Annotated in this window: 19 protein-coding genes and 1 pseudogene; 7 read left to right on the top strand and 13 right to left on the bottom strand. The window is 64.4% G+C overall.

Translation table 11 applies throughout. The annotated features are described in order from the left end of the window. The first annotated feature begins 138 nt into the window (after positions 1–138). Both FJ950_RS15940 and FJ950_RS15935 read left to right on the top strand, forming a co-directional pair. Positions 139–924 (top strand): IclR family transcriptional regulator, encoded by a 786-nt coding sequence (locus FJ950_RS15940; protein ID WP_023771193.1) that lies wholly within the window; start codon positions 139–141, stop codon positions 922–924. A gap of 64 nt (positions 925–988) precedes the next feature. Next, positions 989–1,828, top strand: a complete 840-nt coding sequence (locus FJ950_RS15935; protein ID WP_140617469.1) for an amidohydrolase — start codon at positions 989–991, stop codon at positions 1,826–1,828. A 9-nt stretch (positions 1,829–1,837) separates the two neighbouring features. On the opposite strand, the gene FJ950_RS15930 is transcribed toward FJ950_RS15935, so the two are convergent. Genes FJ950_RS15930 through FJ950_RS15920 form a run of 3 tightly spaced genes read right to left on the bottom strand, consistent with a single transcriptional unit; the run spans position 1,838 to position 4,697 of the window. Continuing rightward, positions 1,838–2,986, bottom strand: a complete 1,149-nt coding sequence (locus FJ950_RS15930) for an extracellular solute-binding protein (protein WP_181171262.1) — start codon at positions 2,984–2,986, stop codon at positions 1,838–1,840. Further along, on the bottom strand, positions 2,983–4,143 hold the full coding sequence (locus FJ950_RS15925) for a CaiB/BaiF CoA-transferase family protein (RefSeq protein WP_140617468.1): 1,161 nt from the start codon (positions 4,141–4,143) through the stop codon (positions 2,983–2,985). Before FJ950_RS15925 ends, FJ950_RS15930 begins: the two co-directional genes overlap by 4 nt. Positions 4,144–4,145: 2 nt before the next feature. Then, the gene (locus FJ950_RS15920) at positions 4,146–4,697 is read right to left on the bottom strand and encodes a MaoC family dehydratase (protein WP_140617610.1); all 552 of its coding nucleotides are present in this window, start codon (positions 4,695–4,697) and stop codon (positions 4,146–4,148) included. A gap of 197 nt (positions 4,698–4,894) precedes the next feature. Here FJ950_RS15920 and FJ950_RS15915 point away from each other — a divergent pair, with 197 nt between their 5' ends. Continuing rightward, a complete protein-coding gene (locus FJ950_RS15915) occupies positions 4,895–5,992 on the top strand; it encodes a lactonase family protein (protein WP_140617467.1) in 1,098 nt (365 codons plus the stop codon). Between the two features lie 25 nt (positions 5,993–6,017). On the opposite strand, the gene FJ950_RS15910 is transcribed toward FJ950_RS15915, so the two are convergent. From FJ950_RS15910 to FJ950_RS15900, 3 genes are all read right to left on the bottom strand, one after another. Further along, positions 6,018–7,010, bottom strand: a complete 993-nt coding sequence (locus FJ950_RS15910; RefSeq protein WP_140617466.1) for a Tim44 domain-containing protein — start codon at positions 7,008–7,010, stop codon at positions 6,018–6,020. 73 nt (positions 7,011–7,083) lie between these two features. Next, the gene (locus FJ950_RS15905) at positions 7,084–7,383 is read right to left on the bottom strand and encodes a zf-TFIIB domain-containing protein (RefSeq protein ID WP_140617465.1); all 300 of its coding nucleotides are present in this window, start codon (positions 7,381–7,383) and stop codon (positions 7,084–7,086) included. Positions 7,384–7,568: 185 nt separating this feature from the next. Continuing rightward, positions 7,569–8,558 (bottom strand): zinc-dependent alcohol dehydrogenase family protein, encoded by a 990-nt coding sequence (locus FJ950_RS15900; protein WP_140617464.1) that lies wholly within the window; start codon positions 8,556–8,558, stop codon positions 7,569–7,571. A 103-nt stretch (positions 8,559–8,661) separates the two neighbouring features. Between FJ950_RS15900 and FJ950_RS15895 the strand changes: the two genes are divergently transcribed. After that, positions 8,662–9,564 carry a LysR family transcriptional regulator gene (locus tag FJ950_RS15895; RefSeq protein WP_140617463.1) on the top strand — a complete coding sequence of 301 codons (903 nt, stop codon included), beginning with the start codon at positions 8,662–8,664 and terminating at the stop codon, positions 9,562–9,564. A gap of 94 nt (positions 9,565–9,658) precedes the next feature. Beyond that, positions 9,659–10,450 (top strand): annotated as a pseudogene (locus FJ950_RS15890) (thiamine pyrophosphate-binding protein); the annotation flags it as partial. On the opposite strand, the gene FJ950_RS15885 reads toward FJ950_RS15890, so the two are convergent. The 7 genes from FJ950_RS15885 to FJ950_RS15855 form a co-directional block, all read right to left on the bottom strand. Then, positions 10,426–11,049 carry an ABC transporter ATP-binding protein gene (locus tag FJ950_RS15885; RefSeq protein WP_246681323.1) on the bottom strand — a complete coding sequence of 208 codons (624 nt, stop codon included), beginning with the start codon at positions 11,047–11,049 and terminating at the stop codon, positions 10,426–10,428. The pseudogene FJ950_RS15890 and the gene FJ950_RS15885 overlap by 25 nt on opposite strands. 2 nt (positions 11,050–11,051) lie before the next feature. Then, on the bottom strand, positions 11,052–11,756 hold the full coding sequence (locus tag FJ950_RS15880; protein ID WP_140617462.1) for an ATP-binding cassette domain-containing protein: 705 nt from the start codon (positions 11,754–11,756) through the stop codon (positions 11,052–11,054). Next, positions 11,756–12,739 carry a branched-chain amino acid ABC transporter permease gene (locus FJ950_RS15875; RefSeq protein ID WP_140617461.1) on the bottom strand — a complete coding sequence of 328 codons (984 nt, stop codon included), beginning with the start codon at positions 12,737–12,739 and terminating at the stop codon, positions 11,756–11,758. The genes FJ950_RS15880 and FJ950_RS15875 overlap by 1 nt, the downstream gene beginning before the upstream one ends. Continuing rightward, on the bottom strand, positions 12,736–13,593 hold the full coding sequence (gene urtB / locus FJ950_RS15870) for an urea ABC transporter permease subunit UrtB (RefSeq protein WP_140617460.1): 858 nt from the start codon (positions 13,591–13,593) through the stop codon (positions 12,736–12,738). Before urtB ends, FJ950_RS15875 begins: the two co-directional genes overlap by 4 nt. Before the next feature lie 4 nt (positions 13,594–13,597). Further along, positions 13,598–14,719: a class II histone deacetylase gene (locus tag FJ950_RS15865; RefSeq protein ID WP_015319035.1), complete on the bottom strand. Its 1,122-nt coding sequence runs from the start codon at positions 14,717–14,719 to the stop codon at positions 13,598–13,600. Between the two features lie 80 nt (positions 14,720–14,799). Further along, entirely contained in the window at positions 14,800–17,442 is a 2,643-nt protein-coding gene (locus FJ950_RS15860; protein WP_246681322.1) for a LuxR C-terminal-related transcriptional regulator, read from the bottom strand. 68 nt (positions 17,443–17,510) lie between these two features. Then, positions 17,511–18,158 carry a GNAT family N-acetyltransferase gene (locus FJ950_RS15855; RefSeq protein ID WP_140617458.1) on the bottom strand — a complete coding sequence of 216 codons (648 nt, stop codon included), beginning with the start codon at positions 18,156–18,158 and terminating at the stop codon, positions 17,511–17,513. 178 nt (positions 18,159–18,336) lie between these two features. Here FJ950_RS15855 and FJ950_RS15850 point away from each other — a divergent pair, with 178 nt between their 5' ends. Together FJ950_RS15850 and FJ950_RS15845 are read left to right on the top strand one after the other, a co-directional pair. Beyond that, complete coding sequence (locus FJ950_RS15850; protein WP_181166360.1) at positions 18,337–19,638, top strand: ArgE/DapE family deacylase; 1,302 nt, start codon at positions 18,337–18,339, stop codon at positions 19,636–19,638. Further along, positions 19,635–20,693 carry a phosphotransferase gene (locus FJ950_RS15845; RefSeq protein WP_140617457.1) on the top strand — a complete coding sequence of 353 codons (1,059 nt, stop codon included), beginning with the start codon at positions 19,635–19,637 and terminating at the stop codon, positions 20,691–20,693. The genes FJ950_RS15850 and FJ950_RS15845 overlap by 4 nt, the downstream gene beginning before the upstream one ends.

The raw sequence follows: 20,693 nt of genomic DNA, 5'->3' as shown, positions 1-20,693 counted from the left end.
GCCCGCAACTCGTCACGTGACAAGAAATGCTACATTCATATACAAACAAAACATTCATCCGTACGTCAAGGCGAAATTTGTTTCCGCCGGCCGCGTTCCTGCGTATATGAAGAGTTGAATTCACTGGAGGGATGAACCATGGACGACAGCGAAGACGAGCGTTATCGCGCGCCGGCGCTCGACAAGGGGCTCGACATCCTTGAGCTTCTAGCGGGCGTGGACGGTGGCCTGACCCAGGCGGAAATCGCCAAGAAGCTCGACCGCAGCCCCAATGAATTCTACCGCATGCTGGACCGGCTGGTGCGGCGCGGCTACGTCACGCGGCTCGATGGCGACCGTTATTCGCTGACGCTCAAGCTGTTTGGCCTGGCACAATTGCACGCGCCGGTGCGACGGCTGGTTTCCTATGCGACGCCGCTGATGCGCGAACTGGCCGAGACCTCGCAGCAGGCCAATCAACTCGTTGTTTTTGATCGCGGTTCCGCCGTGGTGATAGGCCAGCAGGAGGCGCCGAACTACTGGGGGATTTCGATCCGAGTCGGCTCCCACATCAGCCTGTTCGACACCGGTTCAGGCCATGTCCTGCTCGCCTTCCGTTCACCGGAAGAGCGGCAGATGATGATCTCGGAGCACGTCCGCAGCACCGACAAGACCGCGCAGCCGGCCGAGTTCTTCGCCCGTCTCGACCAGATCCGCGACCGCGGCTACGAGATGATGGCTTCCATGCAGACCGCGGGCGTCTTCAACCTTTCCGCTCCGGTGCGTGGTTCCGACGGCAAGGCCATAGCGGCGCTGTCGATCCCCTACATTACGGTCGTCAACGCGCCCTCGGCACCCGACATCACCCGCACCATCGAGTTGCTGCTCGCAACCTGCGAGAAGCTGTCGCACCTGGCTGGGTCGGCCGTCGGTTCATCGGCCTGAATTCTTATTTGAATGAAGAATTCCTCCGTGAGAGGATCGAAAAAGCTACAGGGAGGAGCCCGCCATGATCATCGACACCCATTTGCATCTCATCGATCGCTCGGCGCTTCGCTACCCCTGGCTTGCCGGCGTACCGGCACTGAACCGCGATTTCTCTTACGAGGAGTACGCGGCGGAGGCGCGGCGGGTCGGTGTCGGGCGCGTGCTGCACATGGAGGTCGATGTCGACCCGGCCGACATCGAGGCGGAAACCGCCCGTGTCGAGGGCCTCTCGCGGCAAGCGGGCAGCATGCTCTCTGGGGCGATAGCATCCTGCCGTCCCGAAGACGCTGACTTTGCCGCTTATCTCGAGCGCCAGCGGACAAACCCCTTCGTCAAGGGTTTCCGCCGCGTCCTTCACGTCGTCCCGGACGATCTTTCGGAGGGCGCACTGTTCCGTGACAACATCAAGCGGCTTGGCGGCACCGGCCTGACCTTCGACCTCGTCGTGCTGCCGCATCAGATTCCCAAGGCGATCGCGCTCGCCGAACTGGCGCCCGACGTCCAGTTCGTCCTCGACCATTGCGGCGTTCCCGACATCAAGGGCGGAGCCGAGCATCCCTGGCGCGAACACATGAGCGAGATCGCACGGCGCCCGAACGTGATGGCCAAGATTTCCGGCGTGGTCGCCTATACCGACGCCGCCAATTGGACCGTCGATACGCTGCGGCCCTACGTCGAACACACCATCAATTCATTCGGCTGGGACCGCGTCGTCTGGGGCAGCGACTGGCCGGTCTGCACGCTCGGTGGCGGTCTCTCGACCTGGGTGGCGGCGACCCACGCGCTGCTTTCGGGTTGCAGCGTTTCGGAGCGTGACAGGCTGTTGTCGGGCAATGCCCGCAGGCTTTGGTGGTTGAAATAACGACCTCGCTCAGTTCTCGCCAGGCGAGGGGGAACTGGCCCGGAACAGGCTGATGAGATCGGCGACGACCCGGCCGGCAGGATGGCCGGAGGTCAGGCCGGAATTGATGCGGTCTGACGCCGCCTGCTGGAACGCCATGTAGCCGTCATGGCGCGGCCGCACCCAGGCGCCCTCCAGCGTCGCGCGCGTGCCTCGATAGAAGTTGCCGGCCACTTCATTGATAGTCTGGTCTTCCCAGGCAGCCGCATGGCCCGGCTGGCCGCCGGCGGCGGCATAGATGCCACGCTGGACATCGCCGCTGGCGACCCAATAGGCAAAATCGATCGCTGCCTCTTTAGCCTTGGAGAAGGCTGATACGGCTATGCCTGTGCCGCCGAGCGCCGAGCCGATCGGACCATTGGAACCGACCACCGGGATGTCGGCAAAAGCCAACCTGTTGGCGCGAAAACCCGACGCCGCATAAGAGACGTAGCCATAGATCAGCGGCGCGCAGACAATGCGGGAACCAGCCTCGGCCATGCGTTCCGAAACGGCGATCGGGTCCATGTCGAAGCACGTCGGGTCGACCAGCGCGGCGATCTCACGCATCGTCTCGAAGACTTCGCAGCCCGTCTCGACAGCGATGAGATCGCCCGACGGATCGGTCGCGCAGGGATGCCCGAGATTACCGGCCAGCGTGTAGAAGGTCATCAGGCAATGCGGCGGTCGCAGCGGCAGCAGCACGCGGCCTTGCCGGGCGAGATCGAGCACTTCGCTCCACGTCGCTGCCGGCGCATCGAGCGCGTCCGGCCGCCAGGCCTGCACTTGGCTGGCCGCATCGATCGGAAACGCCCATTGCCGGTCTTGCCATGTGTAACTCGGATAGGACTGGCCAACGCTCCCCGACGCAAGCGCGGCGCGTTCCGCCTCGCGGCCGGCGACGTCGAGAGGCTCGAGGCAGCGCTCCGCAGTGATCTGGCCGACATGCGGATGGTCGATGACGATGAGGTCGTAGGCGCGCGCCAACTCCTCGACCGGGAAGGACTCGAAATCCTGCAGCGAACGCTTGTCCCATTCGATGGCAACTCCCGTCCGCTCGCGCCATAGCGCCGAGCAGGCAACCATGGGATCATAGCCACGCGGATGGCTCCAGGTCATACCCCTAAGCTTGAGGCTCACAGGTCGAACTCGTCGCGGATTTTTGCGCTGTGTTCGCCGATACGGGGTGCCGCGCGGTCGACCTTGGCCCTGATACCGTCGACCCTCAGCGGCGAACTGGTGGTGAGGATCGAGACGTCGTCCTCGCGCGTCACCGTCTGCAGCATGTCGAGGGCCTGAAAACCCTCGCTTGCCAGCATCTCCGGCCAGGTCAGCACCTTGGCGCACCAGATGTCGGCGGGTTCGAGAATGGCCAGCCAGTCGTCGATGGTCTTGGTCGCGATCCTCTGGGCGATGATTGCCTTGATATCGTCGCGCGCGGTGAACCAGGATGCCGGCTTGTCGCGATAGGGAGCCAATTCATCGAGCGACAAAAGGTCGGCCAACTTGGGGATCGGCGTCATGGCGATGGCGAGATAGCCGTCTTTGGCCGGGTAGACGCCGTAAGGCGCCGAGAGATAGGCATGCGCGCTGCGGAAGCTCGAGCGCCTAGGCAGGCGGCGCCCGTCATTGAGATGTGTGGTCAGCACCTCGAACTGGAAGTCGACCAGCGCTTCCAGAAGGCTGGTCTCGATATGGCTGCCCTGGCCTGTGATGCCGCGCCGCACCAGTGCTGCCAGGATGCCTTGCGCGCAGGCCGCACCCGCCAGCATGTCGCCGATGGCGAGGCCGAACGGCACCGGTCCCTGGTCTTCGTCGCCGTTCAGCCACATCACGCCGGAGCGCGACTGCGCCAGCAGATCCTGGCCCGGGCGCTTCACCCACGGGCCATCCTCGCCATAGCCGCTGATCGAGGCATAGACCAGGCGCGGATTGATCTGGCGGACGGTCTCGTAGTCGAGGCCAAGGCGCTCGATGACGCCCGGTCGGAAATTCTGGATCAGCACATCGGCCTTGGCCAGCAGCCCGCGCAATGTATTGAGGTCCGCCTCGTTCTTCAGATCGATGGCGAGGCTTTCCTTGGCCCGGTTGATGGCATGGAAGATGGTGGAATCGCCGCCGATCTCGGTGTCGCTGAGATAGAGCCGGCGCGACAGGTCGCCGCCGTCAGGACGCTCTATCTTGATGACGCGGGCGCCGAGATCGAGCAGCCTGAGCGAGCAGTAGGGTCCGGACAGGAACTGGCTCATGTCGACGACGACGAGACCGGCAAGCGGCAATTCGGCTGCTGCCGGCATTTCTACTTCTCCGTCTTGCCGACGAAATCGGCAGGGTTGCGGTACTTTACCGTCTGCAGATGCTCGCAATAAAGAACGAGCTCGCCTTCGCCCTTGAACACCTCGTAGCTGGCGCGGATCAGCCCCATCTCCTTGTAGCGGGGGTGTTTGTCGAGGTTGGAACGGATCGAATAGATCGTGTCGCCGATGAAGACAGGCTTTATGAATCGTAGCTTGTCATAGCCATAGGAAAAAGCGTTGACGCAGTTGGTGGCGACCAGCCCGAGGCCCGCCGAGAAGACGAACGCGCCGGCAATCAGCCGCTTGCCGAAAATGCCCTCGCTCTCGGCAAACATCTGGTCCTGCACGTAAGGATGGATGTCGAGCACCAGCGTGTTGAAAAGGTGACTGTCGCCCTCGGCCATGGTGCGACGCAGCGAGCGGATTTTCTGGCCGACCGGCCAGTCCTCATAGAACCAGTTCTCGGCGTTCCACACCGGGAGGGCGGCATGATCGGCGGGCATATTCCTGGGATGCGTCGAGACAACGCCAACGGTTGGCGCGAAATCCCTCATGGCGTAGTCCACCGGGCTCGCGAGAGCGCCCATCCAGCCATTCGAGCACGCTTCAAAGCGCCTGGGTGCACGACGTCTCCTCCCACCAATCTTCTTTTGTAAATACTATTTTCACATATGGGGTTGCGTTGCAAGCGAGGACAGGCGAAATTTTGGCGGTCCCACGGCACTGAGCACCGGCGGGCAGGAGGGAAAACATGCGCAAAGCCTGTCTGGTCTTCGTCGGCAGCCTGAACCGCGAAGCGCCTTATTTTCAGGGTGCGCGAGGCGTCGGCCTTGGTGTCTACGGCTTCGACGAGGAAACGCTGGAAACAAGAAAGCTGGCCGAGACGAATGATGTCGACAACCCGACCTTCCTGTCGTTGACGCCGGATGGCTCGCGCATCTACGCCAATTCGGAAGTCTTCTCCTGGCGCGAGGGCACGGTCTCGGCCTACAGCTTCGATCGCGGCTCGGGCACGCTCGCCTATTTGAACAAACAGCCATCGCTGGGCAGCATCACGGCGCACAATACCATCACGCGCGACGGCACCAAACTCCTCGTCGCCAATTACGGCATGGGCGAGGGTGGTCCGGACCGAGCGGTGGCTGTGTATGGTTTCGACGGGGAGGGCGCACTGTCCGCGCCATTGGCCAGCGTTTCGCACAAAGGCACCGGCCCCAACGCGACGCGGCAGGAACGCTCGCATGCCCACAGCGTCACCGAAACCATTGCCGGTGGAACGGCAATCGTCGCCGATCTCGGCATCGACCGGCTGGTGTCCTATCGGATCGGACAGAACGGAAGTCTGGCGAAGCTCGCAGAGTCCGCGCTCCCTCCGGGTGCCGGCCCGCGTCACATTGCCTTGCACCCGAACGGCCGCTTTGTCTTTGTCATGAACGAGCTGGATTCGACCATCGTGTCGTTGGCGCTCGACAATGCGACCGGCAGGCTATCGATCATCGACACCAAGCCGGCGGTGCCGGCCGAGGCCCGCGACAGCAATCACTGCGCCGATATCCAGATCTCGCCGGACGGCCGTTTCGTCTATGGCGGCAACCGTGGTCACGACAGCGTCGTCATCATGGCGGTCGACCAGCAGACCGGCAGCTTAAGTCTTGTCGGCTATGTCCCTTGCGGAGGCGCCACGCCACGCAACCTGGCGCTGACGCCTTCGGGCGGCCATCTGTTCTCCGCCAACCAGAATGCCGACCGCATTTCGATCTTCGTCCGCGACGCCGGCAACGGCATGCTGACCAATACCGGGCGCAGCATCGAGATCGGCACGCCGATGTGTGTCAAGATCGTCGCGTGACCGCCGGCCAGCAGACTAGCCGGGCTCAAGCCTCTTGGATGGCCGAGAGCTTCCAGGTCGAGCCATTCTGGCGCGTGAACGTCCACAACTCGGTCGTCTCCGTCGGATGCTCTTCGTCGCCCTCGACGACCTTGCCGCTCGCCCGTTCGCGCATCACGTCGCGAGACTCGTAGCGCAACGCCGCCGTGGCGTAGTCGCGGTCATCCTCGCGCCAGCTTTCCGCGATGTCGGCCTGCAGCAGGGTGACGTCGGACACTTCGTTCCTGAGACCTTTCTGGGCATTGTCGGCCAGCTCTTCCGAGAGATAGGATACCATCTCGGGCGTGACCGACCGGCGCAATGCCGCATGGTCTTCGCGCCCGAACGCTTCCTGGACATCGGTCAACAGCTGCTGGAACGCGTCAAGGTCGGCCTGGGCCAGCGTGATCTCTTCGGATCGGGTGGTCTCGTAGCCTCCGCCCGATCCGCCGCCAAACCCGGGAATTGTGAAGGAGCCAGCGCTGCTCGTGTTCTGCTGTGCCGTTGCGCGGTTCTCGAACCGTGAAGCTTGGGCATCGCCCATGCCGGCGAGCGCGGGCGCGGGGCCACGCGCGGATTGCGACCGGAAGAACCTGATGGCCAGCATGATCGCGCCACCGATGAGCAGGGCCTGGAGCAGGAATCCGAACATGCCGGCGAGGCCGCCGAAACCTTGGCCAAGGAGCAGTCCGATCAGGCCGCCGATCAGCAGGCCGCGCATCATCGTTCCACCGAAGCCGCTCATGAAGCCGGGCCTCTGCAGGCCGGTCTGTGGTTGCCGGGCAGCATTGTTGACGCCGGCGTTGGGTGTCATCGAACGCTCGACCGGAGCGGTCGGCGCCGGCGCGGTCCGGGTCGGCGGTGCCGATTGGAACGTGCGTGTGCCGCGGCTGCCGAAACTGCCGCCGCGCCGCGCCTCGGCATGATCGATCGCGACCATGGAGAATGCAAGGAACAGGCCGGCAAAGAGGGTGACAAATCGGCTTGTGCGGGAAATCATCGGGGTGACCTTTATCGCTGTGGTTTCGGGCGTTTTCGGCAAAGGGCCGGCCTTGGAAAGACCGGCCTCATGGTCAATCGAACAGCTCTTCGAAAAATGATTTCTTCCGCTTCGGATAGCGGTGGCCATGCGAGCGGGAGTAGTCGCCATCGCGGTCCCGGCTGTGTTGCGGCTGGGCAAATGGCGCCGGCTGTGGCTGCGGCGCGGGAGACGCGTCCCTGGTGGACCGTTCGATGATCTTGTCGAGTTCGCCACGATCGAGCCAGACGCCGCGGCACTGCGGACAGTAGTCGATCTCGATCCCCTGGCGTTCGCTCATCACGAGGGCGACGCGGCAGGAGGGGCAAACCATGCCGAGGAGGGAAGATGTCATGTGGGGCTCCTAACCAGAAAGTAATGAGCCCACTTAACCGAAAGGAATGGAAACGGGCCCGTTGAAGCGGTCCGACATCACGGTCGCCAAAGCGACAGTCAGAGGGGCCCGGCCCGCACACGGGAGTTAGGAATGCGGGACGAAGCCTTCAAGGGGCAATGTTGCCGGTGAGAGCGATTTGCTGCTCAAACAGTCACCACGATCTTGCCGAACTGCCCGTTCGATTCGAGATAGCGATGCGCCTCGACGATCCGGTCGAAGGGAAAGATCCTGTCGATGATCGGCCTGAGCGCGCCGTCCGCGAGGCCTTCGAGGATGAATGCCTTGGCCGCCTCCAACTTCTCCGGGTTGCCGGTGATCTCATGCACGAGATAGCCGCGCAACGTCAGTGTCTTGCCCAGTACCGCAGGCAACGGGAACGGCGTCGGCTGGCTGCTGAGGCCGCCATATTCGATCAGAATGCCGCCTCGCGACATCGCCGCAGTCAGCGGCTCGAAGATCGGCCCGCCGATCGCATCCAGCACCACGCGCACGCCTTGCGGCCCGGCGATCTGGCTCAGTCTGTCGGCAAGTTCCTCTTCCTCAAGGACCACGACATGCGCCGCGCCGGCGTCGAGCAGAGCCTGCCTCTTCACCGATGTCCGCGTCACCGCGATCGTTATCGCGCCAACGCTGTTGGCGATCTGGATCGCCGCAAGCCCGACGCTGCTCGAAGCCGCCGTGATGACGACGACCTCTTCGCGGCGCAGCCTGGCGATGTCGATCAGGGCGCCGTAGGCGGTGAGGTACGGCATCCAGACCGCCGCCGCGGTTTGCCAGTCGAGGGACGCCGGATGCTTGACGATGAGCCCCGCGGGAAAGGTGACAAGCTCACCGTAAGCCGGCCAGCGAACCATCGATTGCGGCGGGATGACGCTCACGGCGTCACCATGTGCCAGCCCCATCACGCCTTCGCCAATTGCCTCGATGACGCCCGCCGCTTCCAGCCCAAGCCCGGAGGGCAGGACGGGTGTCTCAATGTAGCTGCCCGCGCGCAGCAGCGCCTCGGCGCGGTTGAGGCCGAGCGCCTTGACGCGGATCTGAACCTCGCCCGGACCCGGTGGCGGAAGGTCGACCTCCTCGATGCGCAGGACCTCGGGACCGCCATGCTGGTGGAAGCGAATGATACGGGCCATTTGGCTCACTCCAAAATATTTGACACTGAATGAGCTATGACGCGAAAGCTTTGTGCGATAAACGGCTGTTTGGATTGTTCAGTAGAAACCAGGAGTTTCGAATATGGATAGGCTCGAGAGCATGGCCGTGTTCGTCAGGGCGGTCGATCTTGGCTCGTTCGCGGCGGCGGCCACCGCGCTCGATCTATCCGGACCGATGGTCGGCAAGCATGTCCGGTTTCTCGAGGAGCGGCTTGGCATGCGTCTGATTAACCGGACCACGCGCCGCCAGAGCCTGACCGATTTTGGCCGCGCCTATTATGAGCGGTGCCGCCTGGTGCTGGCCGAGGCCGAAGCGGCCGATGCGCTCGCCGCCGACCAGCTCTCGGAACCGCGCGGAAAACTGCGTGTCACCATGCCGGCGCATTTCGGGCGCCACTGCGTCACCCCCGTGCTGCTGAAGCTGGCAGGGCAATATCCAATGCTGGAACTCGACCTGTCGCTCAGCGACCGTTTCGCCGATCTCGCCGAGGACGGTTTTGACCTCGCCATCCGGACCGGCGGTCTGAACGACAAGGCTGGCGTGATCGCGCGTCGCCTTGCACGCCAGGACATGGTCGTCTGTGCCGCGCCTTCCTATCTTGAAATTCATGGCGAGCCACGGCGGATCGAGGACCTCGCCGATCACCAGGCGATTGTCTACCGCCGGCTCGGCATGATCGTTCAGCCGTGGCTATTTCCGCGCGAGGGGCAGACTGCGCTCGAGGTAACCCCAAACGGCCGGCTGCGGCTCGACGATCTGGATGCCATCGCCGATGCCGCCGTCGACGGCATGGGGCTGGCGTGGTTGCCTTACTGGCTGGCTCGCGAGCGCATCCAGGCCGGCACGCTGGTCGAGCTGTTGCTGGACCAGCCGCGCTATCCCTACGATTGCCATGCGCTCTGGCTTCGGACGCCGCATCTGTCGCTCAAGGTCCGGCTGGCCGTCGACGCATTGGCGGCCGCCTTGCCGAAAATGATGGCGTGATCGCCAACAGACGGCTTGCGCTCTTTGAGGCGTGACGTTCCGGTGCCATATGAAGGTGGCTGATGGAATGCGCGCATCGCAGGAGAAACGGTTCATGACCAAAGGTTCGGATCTGTTCGTGGCGGCCCTCAAAAATGAAGGGGTCGAACGAATTTTCGGCATTCCGGGCGAAGAAAATCTCGACATCGTCGAATCCATCCGCCGCTCGTCGATCCAGCTGATCCTGACGCGCCACGAGCAGGCGGCGGCCTTCATGGCCGCCACCTATGGCAGGCTCACCGGCAAGCCGGGTGTGTGCATCACCACGCTTGGCCCCGGCGCGCTCAATCTGACCACCGGCTCTGCCTATGCGCTGCTCGGCGCGATGCCGATGATCATGATCACCGGCCAGAAGGGCATCCTGTCGTCCCGGCAGGCGCGCTTCCAGATCGTCGATATCGTCGCGGCGATGAAGCCGCTGACCAAGCTGTCGCGCCAGATCGTCTCGCCTAGGATGATCCCGTCGCTGGTGCGCGAAGCCTTCCGCGTCGCCCAGGAAGAGCGCCCCGGCCCCGTGCACCTCGAACTGCCGGAAGACATCGCGGCGGCGGAATGCGAGCCGATCGCGCTGGTGCCGACACATCCGGTCGAATTGCCCCTGGCCAGCGCTGGCGCGCTCGATCGCGCCGCCCGCATGATCATCGAGGCCAAGCGTCCGCTGCTGATGTTCGGCGCCGCGGCGTCGCGCCCGCGGGTGACTCCCGATGTCGCCCAGTTCGTGCTGCGAACGCAGATTCCCTATTTTACCACGCAGATGGGCAAGGGCACGGTGCCCGGCGGCACCGAGCTCTACATGGGAACGGCGGCTCTTTCGGAACGCGACTACGTGCACGAGGCCATCGAGCAGCCCTTAAGGACGAGATCGAGATTCTGCTCGACCAGGACGATGGCGATGCCGCGCTCGCGCGCGATGCGCGGCACCAGCTCGGCGATCGACTGCACGATGTTCGGCTGGATGCCTTCCGAAGGCTCGTCGAGCAGCAGCACCGACGGCAGGCCGCACAGTGCGCGGCCTATCGCCAGCATCTGCTGCTGGCCCCCCGAGAGCGTACCGGCGGTCTGCGCCTCGCGCTCGCGAAGGATGGGAAAATAGCCAAAGATGTCGGCTGGAATGTCGCCGTCGCCACGATCCCTGGCGGCGCGCGTGCCGACTTCCAGGTTCTGCCGCACCGTCAGCTGGTTGAAGATACCGCGGCCCTGCGGCACATGGGCGATGCCCGCCCGCGCGCGGCGGAAGGCCGGGGCGTTGGTGAGATCCTGGTCGCCGAGAACCACCGCACCGCCGCTCGCCTTCAGGCCCCCGGCGATGACGCGCAGCAGCGTTGTCTTCCCGGCGCCGTTGCGGCCGAGCAGGCCGACCACTTCGCCCGCCGCGACGCCGAGGTCGATGCCGTTCAGCACCGGGAGCAGGCCGTAGCCGGCCGACACGGCAAGTGTCCGCAGCATGGTCAGCGCCTCCCCAGATAGACGTCGCGGACCATCTCGTCGGCCTCGATGTCGTGGAAGGGACCGCTGCGAAGCCGGCGACCCTGGTGCAGCACCAGCGTTTCGCAATTCAGCGCCCGCACGAAGCGTATGTCGTGCTCGACGGCGACGATCGAGAACTCGCCCTTCAGCCGCAGCAGCATTTCGGCCGTCGCCAGCGTCTCCTGCGGCGTCATGCCGGCGGTTGGCTCGTCGAGCAAAAGCAGCCGTGGCTCGATGGCCAGCGCCATGCCGATCTCCAGCCATTGCTTCTGGCCGTGCGCCAGTTCGCCGGCCAATGTGGCAGCACGATTGGTCAGCGCGACCAGTTCCATCAATTCACCGATTGGCCGCGCCGGGGAGGGGGCACCCCATCGTGCGACCTTGAGGTTGTCCTCAACCGAGAGGCTCGGGAAGACCGACGGGATCTGGAACTTGCGGGCAATGCCGAGCCGGGCGATGCGATGCAGCGGCAGGCCGGCAATGTCGCGGCCGAGGAAATGGACGCTGCCGCTGGTCGGGCGCAACGTGCCGGTCAGCACGTTGAGGAAGGTACTCTTGCCGGCGCCGTTCGGGCCGATGATGCAGCAGAGCGCCTTGTCGCGGACCGTCAGGTTCAATCCTTCGAGGGCCTGCAACCCTCCGAAGCGGATGCCGACATTTTCGGCTTGGAGCAGGACGTCGCTCATCAGGCCTGGCTCCTGCCTTTGAACAGGCTCTTCAGCCGCGCATAGATCGACAGAATGCCGTCCGGCAGGACAAAGACGATGATGACGAAGACGCAGCCCAGCAGCAGCGGCCACAGGCTCGGATTGAAGCTGCTGATCGTCTGCTGTGCGCGCTGGATGAAGATTGCGCCCAGCACTGGGCCAAGCAGCGTGCCGCGCCCGCCGACCGCCACCCAGACAATGACCTCCGTCGACAGAAGCAGTCCGGACAGATCGGGGGCAACCAGCCCGGCCATGCAGACATAGAGCGCGCCGGCAAGCCCTGCGATGGCTGCCGAAAGGATGAAGGTGACGAGCAGCCGTAACGGCGCATTGTGGCCGAGTGCCGCCGCCCGGACCTCATTATCCTGAATGGCGGTCAGCACCGTGCCCCAGCGGCCACGGCTGATCGACCACAGCGACAGAACGGCCACCGCCACGATGACCGCGACGAAGATATAGCTCGACAGGTCCTGGCTGAGATCGACATGCCGGCCGCCAAGATCGAATTCGATCGGCGGGATCCCGATCAGGCCGCTGTCGCCGCCGGTGACCGAACTCCAGGAGATGGCCGCCTGCTGGCAGATGACGCCCATGGCCAGCGTGACGATGGTGAAGTAGCTGCCGCGGATGCCGCCGAAGAACAGGAAGTAGCCGATGATGGCGGCGACGAAGGCCGCCCCCGCGACCGCGCCTGTGATGCCGACAAGGCTGGCGAAGGGGATCGCGTCATTGAGCGTGACCAATGCCATGATGTAGCCGCCGATGCCAAAGAAGGCGGCGTGGCCGAAACACAGGATTCCGGTGCGGCCCCAGAAGAAGTCGAGGCTCGCCGCGAACAGGCCGAAGATCAGCGCGTCGCGGATCACCGTCAGTTGGTAGCCGTCGGCGAGGAAGGGATAGAGGATCGCGAGCGCCACGCAGACGGCGAAGATCAGCAGCCAGTTGCGGTCGCGGGCGATCATCGCGACGCCCCGTTGAACAGGCCGTTGGGCCGCACCCGCACGGCGACGATGGCCGCCAGCAGCACGACCGCCTGCGCCAGCGATGGCGAGATCTGGTAGTTGAGGATGCTGGTCAGCCCGCCGACGAAGACGCTGCCGGCGACGAGGCCGCCAATCGAGCCGACCCCGCCGACGATGACGACGAAGAAGGCGTTGGCGAGATAGTTCACCCCCATCTGCGGCAGCACGATCGCCAGGGGCGCGACCAGTCCCCCAGCCAGCCCCGCGATTGCCGCGCCGAAGGTGAAGGCGATGGCGTAAGTGCGGCGCGTGTTGATACCGACGCCCTCCGCCATTTCGCGGTTCTGGATGACGGTGCGGATGTCGAGCCCGAACGACGTCCGGCTGATCAGCAGGATGACGCCGAGCAGGGTCAGCATGGCGATGGCAATCAGGATCAGCCGGTAGGCCGGATAGACGGTGAAGAAGAGGTCGAGCGTGCCCTCGACCGGCGGCGTCACCGGCTTGGCGCCGAGGCCAAAGGTCAATTCCAGCCCTTGCTGCAGGATGAGGCTGACGCCCCAGGTGGCAAGCACCGTCGACACCGGCCGCGAATAGAGGTGGCGAATGACGGCGAATTCCAGGATGCAGCCGACCACGGCGCCGGCGATCGGCGCCGCAGCCAGGCCCAGCCAGAACGAGCCGCCCATACTCTGGATGAAGTATACCGCGAAGGCGCCGACGGTCACAAACTCGCCATGCGCCAGATTGGTCACGTTCATCAGGCCGAAGCTGATGGCGAGCCCGAGCCCGACCAGCATCAGGATGCTGATCAGCGTCAGCGCATTGAGCAATGTCGTGATGGCGAAATCCATCGCTTCAGGCCGCGCTGGCGAGGCGTTGGCGCAAGCCCGCGAGCAGGCCTTCAGCGGCATCGATCACCGCCGCCTGATGCGGCTGCAGGTCCTGCCCCGCCCACTCGTCGATATGGTCCGACAGCGGGTCGACCACCTCGGTGCGGTGATTGGCCAGCGTCTCGATGACGGCGTGGCCGCAGAATGGCACATAGCCCTCGGAATAGCCGCCTTCATGGCTCATCATCAGCCGTCCGTTCGAGACTTCGGCCGCAAACGCCACCATGCGCGCGGCAAGGCGGCGAAAACATTCGCTGTTGAGCATCATGCGGCCGAGCGGATCGAAGCCGGACGCGTCGAAACCGGAAGCGACGATGACGAGGTTGGGCTTGAACGCGCGCAAGGCAGGACCGATGACGCGGTCGAACGTGGCTTCATAGGCGCCTGTGCCGCTGCCGGCCGGCAGCGGGACGTTGATGTTATAGCCTTCGCCGGGTCCCTTGCCGTTGTCGACGAGCGCGCCGCGTCCGGTCGGGTATAGATTGTCCTGATGGAGCGAAATCGTCAGCACCGACGGATCGGAATAAAACACCGTCTCGGTGCCATTGCCGTGATGCACGTCCCAGTCCACCACGGCGGCACGGCCGAGCAGGCCCTCGTGCTGCAGCCGCCGCACGGCGACGCCGATGTTGGAGAACAGGCAATTGCCCATGGCCTGGTCGGGTTCGGCGTGGTGCCCGGGCGGCCGCGCCAGCGCATAGGCGTTGTCGACGCGGCCGGTCAGCACCGCACGCATCGCGGCATAGGTGGTGCCGGCGGACAACAGCGCGATGTCGAAACTGTTGAGGCCGATCGGTGCCTGAGGCCCGGCGAAACCGGATCCGCCTTCGCTCAGCATCCTGATATCATCGACGTGGCGTTGCGTGTGGACGCGCAGCAGGTCTTCCACCGTTACCGGTTCGGCAATGATCGGAACCAAATGGCGTGCCAGGCCACTGACCTGGATGAGATTGTTGAGCCGTCGTTTGGATCCAGGCGATTCCAGGTGGCGTCCGGGTTCCACGAAACGGCCGGGAGGCATCATGTCGGCGCTGGAGCCGGTATCATGCCACATCAGCTGTTCGTGAAAAACGTAGCCTGTCGCCATCCGCGGCATCCTCTAAAAACCAGACGCTAGCAGGCTAACAATCGCCCGGCCCGACCCTAAAGAGGGGCCATGTCAGTCATCTATGCCCCTCCTTTCGGAGGGGTGCGGAGGTTTGCGGCGACCTGCGCGGCGCGCACTGCCTGGACGCGGTTCGATACCGAGAGCTTGCCGAAGATGTTTTTCAAATGCCACTTCACCGTCGTTTCGCTTACCGACAGTGCAACGGCGATATCGCGATTTGACATGCCTTCCGACAGAAAGTGCAGCAGCTCGGACTCGCGCTGGGTGAGCTGTTCTTTCTCGACCGTCGGGGCGGCTGTTTTGCGCGTCGTCACGGGCATCGTCTGCGCGGCATCGATGATGCGCGTCGCATAGGCCGACAGTGACGGGTCGGCCTTTGCCTGGGCCGCCCGGAGCCGCATCAAACCCTCGACGACAGACTTGCCTTCGTCGACGAAGGAGCGGATGAAGCCCGAGGGTTGCGCAAGGCGCAATGCTTCGTGCAGATGGCGGTCTGCTTCCCGCTGGTCATGGCCGGCGCTCTTGGCGCGCAGGATCAGCGCCAGTATGTGCCGGCGCATGCGCCCGCTGCTTTTCGTTCGCTCCAGCAGCGCGTCGAAAATCGCCGCCGCCGCTGCGTAGGATTTTTCCGCCGTAAGCAGCCGGCCTTCGGCGAAGAACTCGAATTCATTGGCGACGGTAGAGGCGGTTTCAGCGCTTTCGCGGCGATGCTCGTCGAGCAGCGCGCGGGCTTCCGGGGTGCGGTTCTGGTCAAGAAGCAGCCGGATGCGATCGTGCACCAGCACCGAAGCGAGGCGGCGGTAGACGGAGCCGCGCACGCGCTGGTAGACGCGCTCCAGCATGTCGAGGGCGGCTTGGCCGCGACCGGTCAGCTGCAGCACCCGGGCATAGGTCGGCACGCTGGCCAGGGGATAGACAATGACCGCTGCGCCCTCGATCAGCGGCCCGAGATTCTCGACCAGCGCCAGTGCTTCGCCGGATGCGTTGGTCTCATAGGCGAGTTCGGCAAGCAGCGTTCCGGCGAGGGCCTCGGCATAGGAGTTGGCGCCGATCCGCGTCCTGGCCTCGATGATCGCGTTGCGCAGCAGCCGTTCGGCCGCGGGCAGGCGGCCGGCCGACCGCTCGATGACGGCCATGTAGCAGTTGGCGATGGTGACGCCGAGCAGGCTGCCGCTTCGCTCATGGGCCTTGCGCGCCGCATCCACAGCAGCGCGTGCCCCCTCAAGGTCGCCCAGCGCGTAGAGATTGTAGCCGATGACGTTTGCCGTCGCGCCTTCCATGAACCACGCATCGGGGGCTATGATGCGCAGGGCCGCCAGTGCGGTGTCGCGCGCGTCCTCGAACTGTTCCAGCGTGCTGTGCACGGCCGCTGCAAGGACCTCGAGTTCCGCCTCGATGGTCGTGCCGGTCAGCGTGCCCGGATCCTTGCTATCGGTCGGCCCGGTTTCGACGAGCTGGCGCGCATTGGCGAGGGTCTGCTGGGCAATCTCGGGCTGGCTGCTGTGCACCGCAAGCCACAGCACGACGAGTTGCAGCCGGATGCGCTGATCGATCAGTTTCCTTGGTAGCAGCGCCAGCAGCTGGCGCACATAGAGAAGCTGGCATTGGGCGATGAGTTCGAGCGCGTTGTTCTCGATGAACACCGCGGCGCGGGCTTCGTCGCCGGCGGCGAGCGCATGGCCGATGGCCTCGGTCAGCATCTTGCGTTCGCCGAACCATTCCGAAGCCGCCAGGTGCAGCGGTGCGATCATCTCCGGCTCGCGCCGTTCCATTTCACGGCTGAGGAAGTCGTGGAAAAGGTGATGATAGCGGAACCAGCGCCGTTCCTCGTCGAGCGGCACCAGGAACAGGTTGCGGGTCTCGATCTCGGTGATGGCAACCTCGGCGTCCGCCGCCCGCATCACCGCCCGGCAGGCCTCGGCGCTGAAGCGCTCGAAAATCGAGGAATAGAGCAGGAACTTCGCCAGCGCCGGCGGCAGTTCCAGGAACACTTCTCCCATCAGGAAGTCGGCGACGTTGCGGTTGGCGCCGGTGAAATTGCCGATGACTGTTTCGGGCGCATGGGCCGCACCGAGCGACAGCGAGGCGAGCTGCAGGCCGGCGGCCCAGCCTTCGGTGCGCGAGCACAGTGTTTCCACCGTGCCGCTGCTGACAGAGAGGCCAAGCTTGTCGTTGAAGAAGGCTTCGGCTTCCGACGAGGCGAAACGCAGATCGTCCGGGCCGATTTCAAAGATATCGCCGAGCACCCTGAGCTTGCCGAGCTGCAGCTCGGGCAGGTTGCGCGAACCGATGACGAAGACGAGGTTGGTTGGTGCCTGCCGGGTCAGCCGTTCCATGAACCGCTTCACCGCCGGTGCATCGATGGCGTGATAGTCGTCGAAGAACAGGGTGATGTCGGCGTGGCGTGCCGCCAAACCCGACACGAGTGCCGCAAGCACCACGTCGAGCTGCGGGATGGGGCTCGACTGGAAGGCGAGGTCGAGCTCGGCCGGGTTCTGGACGAGATGGCGCAACGCCCCCACCAGATGCGACAGGAAGGCGCCTTCGTCATTGTCCGTCGCCTCGCAGGACAGCCAGGCCGTCAGCCGGCCGTGGCGCGCGACTTCGGCCGCCCATTGCGCCATCGTCGTCGATTTGCCGAAGCCGGCGGGCGCGGCGAACAGCACGATGCGCGTGTCGACATGCCGCTCCAGCCTCGACAAGATGCTCTCGCGCCGTACCCACCGGCGATGGTGAGGCGATGCCGGGCTGGCGGGTTGCGACGACGGTCTCATCTGGCGCCGGGCACCCATTCCGTTTCGATCAGCGGAATTTGCGGCGCGCAATCGCGCGGCAGGGTGCCCTTGATCCTGGGATCATCGGTGATTTCGAAACCGGTTGCATAGGGTTCAAATCCGCAAGCCCGGTAGAAACCGATAACGCTGTGATGATCGAAGCTGCTGGTGTGCAGCCAGATGCGGATGGGGCCTAGGCGCCATGCCTGGTCGAGCGCGCCTGCCATCAGCCGTTTGCCGAAGCCTTGGCCAGTCAAGGAGGGAAACAGGCCGAAATAGGTAATCTCGATCTCGTTGCTGCCGGCGATCGAGAATTCGACCATGCCGACATGCCGCCCACTCTCATCATGGCCGTAGTAGAGATGCTGACGTCGGTCGGCGAAATGCGCCGCGATGTCGGCGTCCGACATTTCGGCGGCGCGGTCCCAGAGCCAGGGAGCGCCGATCTCGAGGAAGACTGCGCGGTAGACGGCGGGATCGGGCTTGGTGACGCGGGTCATCGCCAGCGGATGCGCGAGACCGGGCACCGGGGCACGCGCCTCCATCCACGTCACCGCATTGATGATTTTGCCTGCCGGCACGCGCCGGTAGCCCGGGACGAGATCGGTGGTTTCATCCGGCAATGAGCCTTCAGTGACTTGCATCTGTCCTCGGTCTTCCGCCGCGCAGCCTGGCCGGCATGTCAAGAAGCTGATGCCAACTCTGCGGCCGCCTGCCAAGTGGCTCCAGAGGTGGGCCATGATTTTGACCCGCCTGTCGCCTTGCCTTTTCGAAGAATGGCATATGAGATATGATACACCATCCATGGAGAAGCGGAATATCATGCCTGAACGAATTGCGGACGAGGCCATCTTGCGGGCGGTCGACGATGGCTTCGACCGCCAGCTCGCCTTCTTGGCGGACCTCGTACGCTTTCCCTCGCAGCGTGGCGAGGAACACGCCGCGCAATCCTTCATGGCGGCCGCCTATGAAGCCAATGGCTATGCGGTCGATATGTGGCGTGTCGATGTCGATGCGATCCGCGACCTGCCTGGATTCTCGCCCGTAGCGGTTTCCTACGATGACGCGTTCAACGTCGTCGCCACCCACACGCCGAAAAACGTCACCGGTCGCTCGCTGATCCTCAACGGCCATATCGATGTGGTACCGACCGGACCGCTCGACCGCTGGGTGCGAGATCCCTACGATCCGGCGATCGAGGATGGCTGGATGCATGGCCGTGGCGCCGGCGACATGAAGGCCGGCCTGTCGGCCTGTCTCTATGCGTTGGCCGCCTTGCGCGGCCTCGGCTATCAGCCGGCGGCGAAAGTGTTCCTGCAGTCGGTGGTCGAGGAGGAGTGCACCGGCAATGGTGCGCTCGCTTGCCTGCAGCGCGGTTATCGCGCCGACGCCGCCTTCATTCCCGAACCGCTGGAACCAAGACTGATGCGGGCGCAGGTTGGGCCGATCTGGTTCAGGGTCGAGGTCGACGGCGATCCGCAGCACGCGTCGGGCGCCTTTTCCGCCGGCGCCAATGCCATCGAGAAGGCGTTTCTCATCATCCAGGCGCTGAAGCAACTCGAAATCGTCTGGAATGCCAGAAAGGTTGACGACAGGCATTTCTGTAATCACCCGCACCCGATCCGATTCAACCTCGGCAAGATCGAAGGCGGCGAATGGACATCGAGCGTTCCGGCGCGCTGCGTCTTCGAGATGCGGGTCGCGACCTATCCCGGCCAGAAGCTCGAGGACGCCAGGGCCGAACTCGAGGCCTGCATCGCCGATGCCGCCCGCGCCGATCCGTTCCTCGCCAATCGCCCGCCCAGGATGACCTACAACGGCTTCATGGCCGAGGGCTATGTGCTGGAAGGCGCCGACGAGATGGAAGCCGTGCTGCGCCGCAGCCATACCGCCGTGTGGGGTGAGCCGTTGACGGAACATGTCACCTCGGCCACCACCGATGCGCGCTTCTTCGGCCTTTATGCCGACACGCCGGCAATCGTCTACGGCCCGATCTGCCGCATGCCGCACGGCTATGACGAGGCTGTCGATCTCGATTCCGTGCGCAAGGTCACCCAGACCATTGCGCTCTTCATCGCCGACTGGTGCGGCCTCGAACCCATCGATGCCGAGGTCAGGCCATGAACGCGGCCATATCGGATGCTTTCGGCGAGACGCTCGCGGACGATGCGCCCGATGTCTCGATCGCCGAGGCGCTTGCCCTGTTGCGTGGCCACTATGGGCTCACTGGCAGCGCGCGCACTCTGCCAGGCGAACGCGACCACAATTTTCACATCCAGACAGAAGGCGAGGGTGAATTTGTCCTGAAGGTCTCGCATCCGGCGGAAGAGGCCGATTTCACCGATTTCCAGAACAAGGCGCTCGACCATATACTGACGGTCGACCCGGCTTTGCCGGTTCCCTCGGTGCGCAAGAGCCTCGAAGGCGAAGCGCAGTTCATGGTCGGCATCGGCGGATCGGCGCCGCGCATCGTGCGGCTCGTCACCTATCTGCCGGGACAGCTGCTTTCGCGCTCGCCCACCTCATCGGCACAGGATCGCAATCTCGGCATCTTCCTCGCCCGGCTTGGCCGGGCGCTTCGCGGCTTCTTCCATCCGGCCGCCGGCAGTGACCTTTTGTGGGACATCCGCAAGGTCGCCAAGACGCGGCCCATGCTGGCGCATATCGTCGATGCCGGCCATCGCGCCATGGTCGAGCGCGTCATCGACGCCTACGAGGAGCACGCGGCACCGGTTATTCCCGGGCTGCGCGCCCAGATCGTCCACAACGACATGAACTCCTACAATGTGGTGATGGACGCTTCGCGACCGGAAATGGTCAACGGCATCCTCGATTTCGGCGACATGATCCATTCGCCGCTGATCTGCGATCTCGCCATCGGGGCCGTCTATCGCTGGCCGGCCGAAGGTCATCCGCTGGCGCCCGCCGCGCGCTTCGTCGCCGGCTATCAGTCCGTGCAGCCGCTCGAGATCGAAGAACTTGGCATCCTCTTTCACCTCATTCGTGCCCGCCTCGCACTCATCGCCAACATCGCCAGCTGGCAGGCCGAGCGTTTTCCGGCCAAGCGCGACTATGTCCTGCGCCTCATCACCGAGGTCTGGGCATCGCTTGAGCGGCTGGACGGACTGTCGTCCGCGGACGCCCGCCGCTATTTTCTCGACCATTCCAAGCCGGAGTAG

The sequence above is a fragment of the Mesorhizobium sp. B2-3-14 genome (assembly GCF_006442175.1).
GTDB classification, from domain to species: domain Bacteria; phylum Pseudomonadota; class Alphaproteobacteria; order Rhizobiales; family Rhizobiaceae; genus Mesorhizobium; species Mesorhizobium australicum.
The sequence above is the reverse complement of the archived record's forward strand: the minus strand, read 5'-3'. Positions and strand labels throughout refer to the sequence as shown.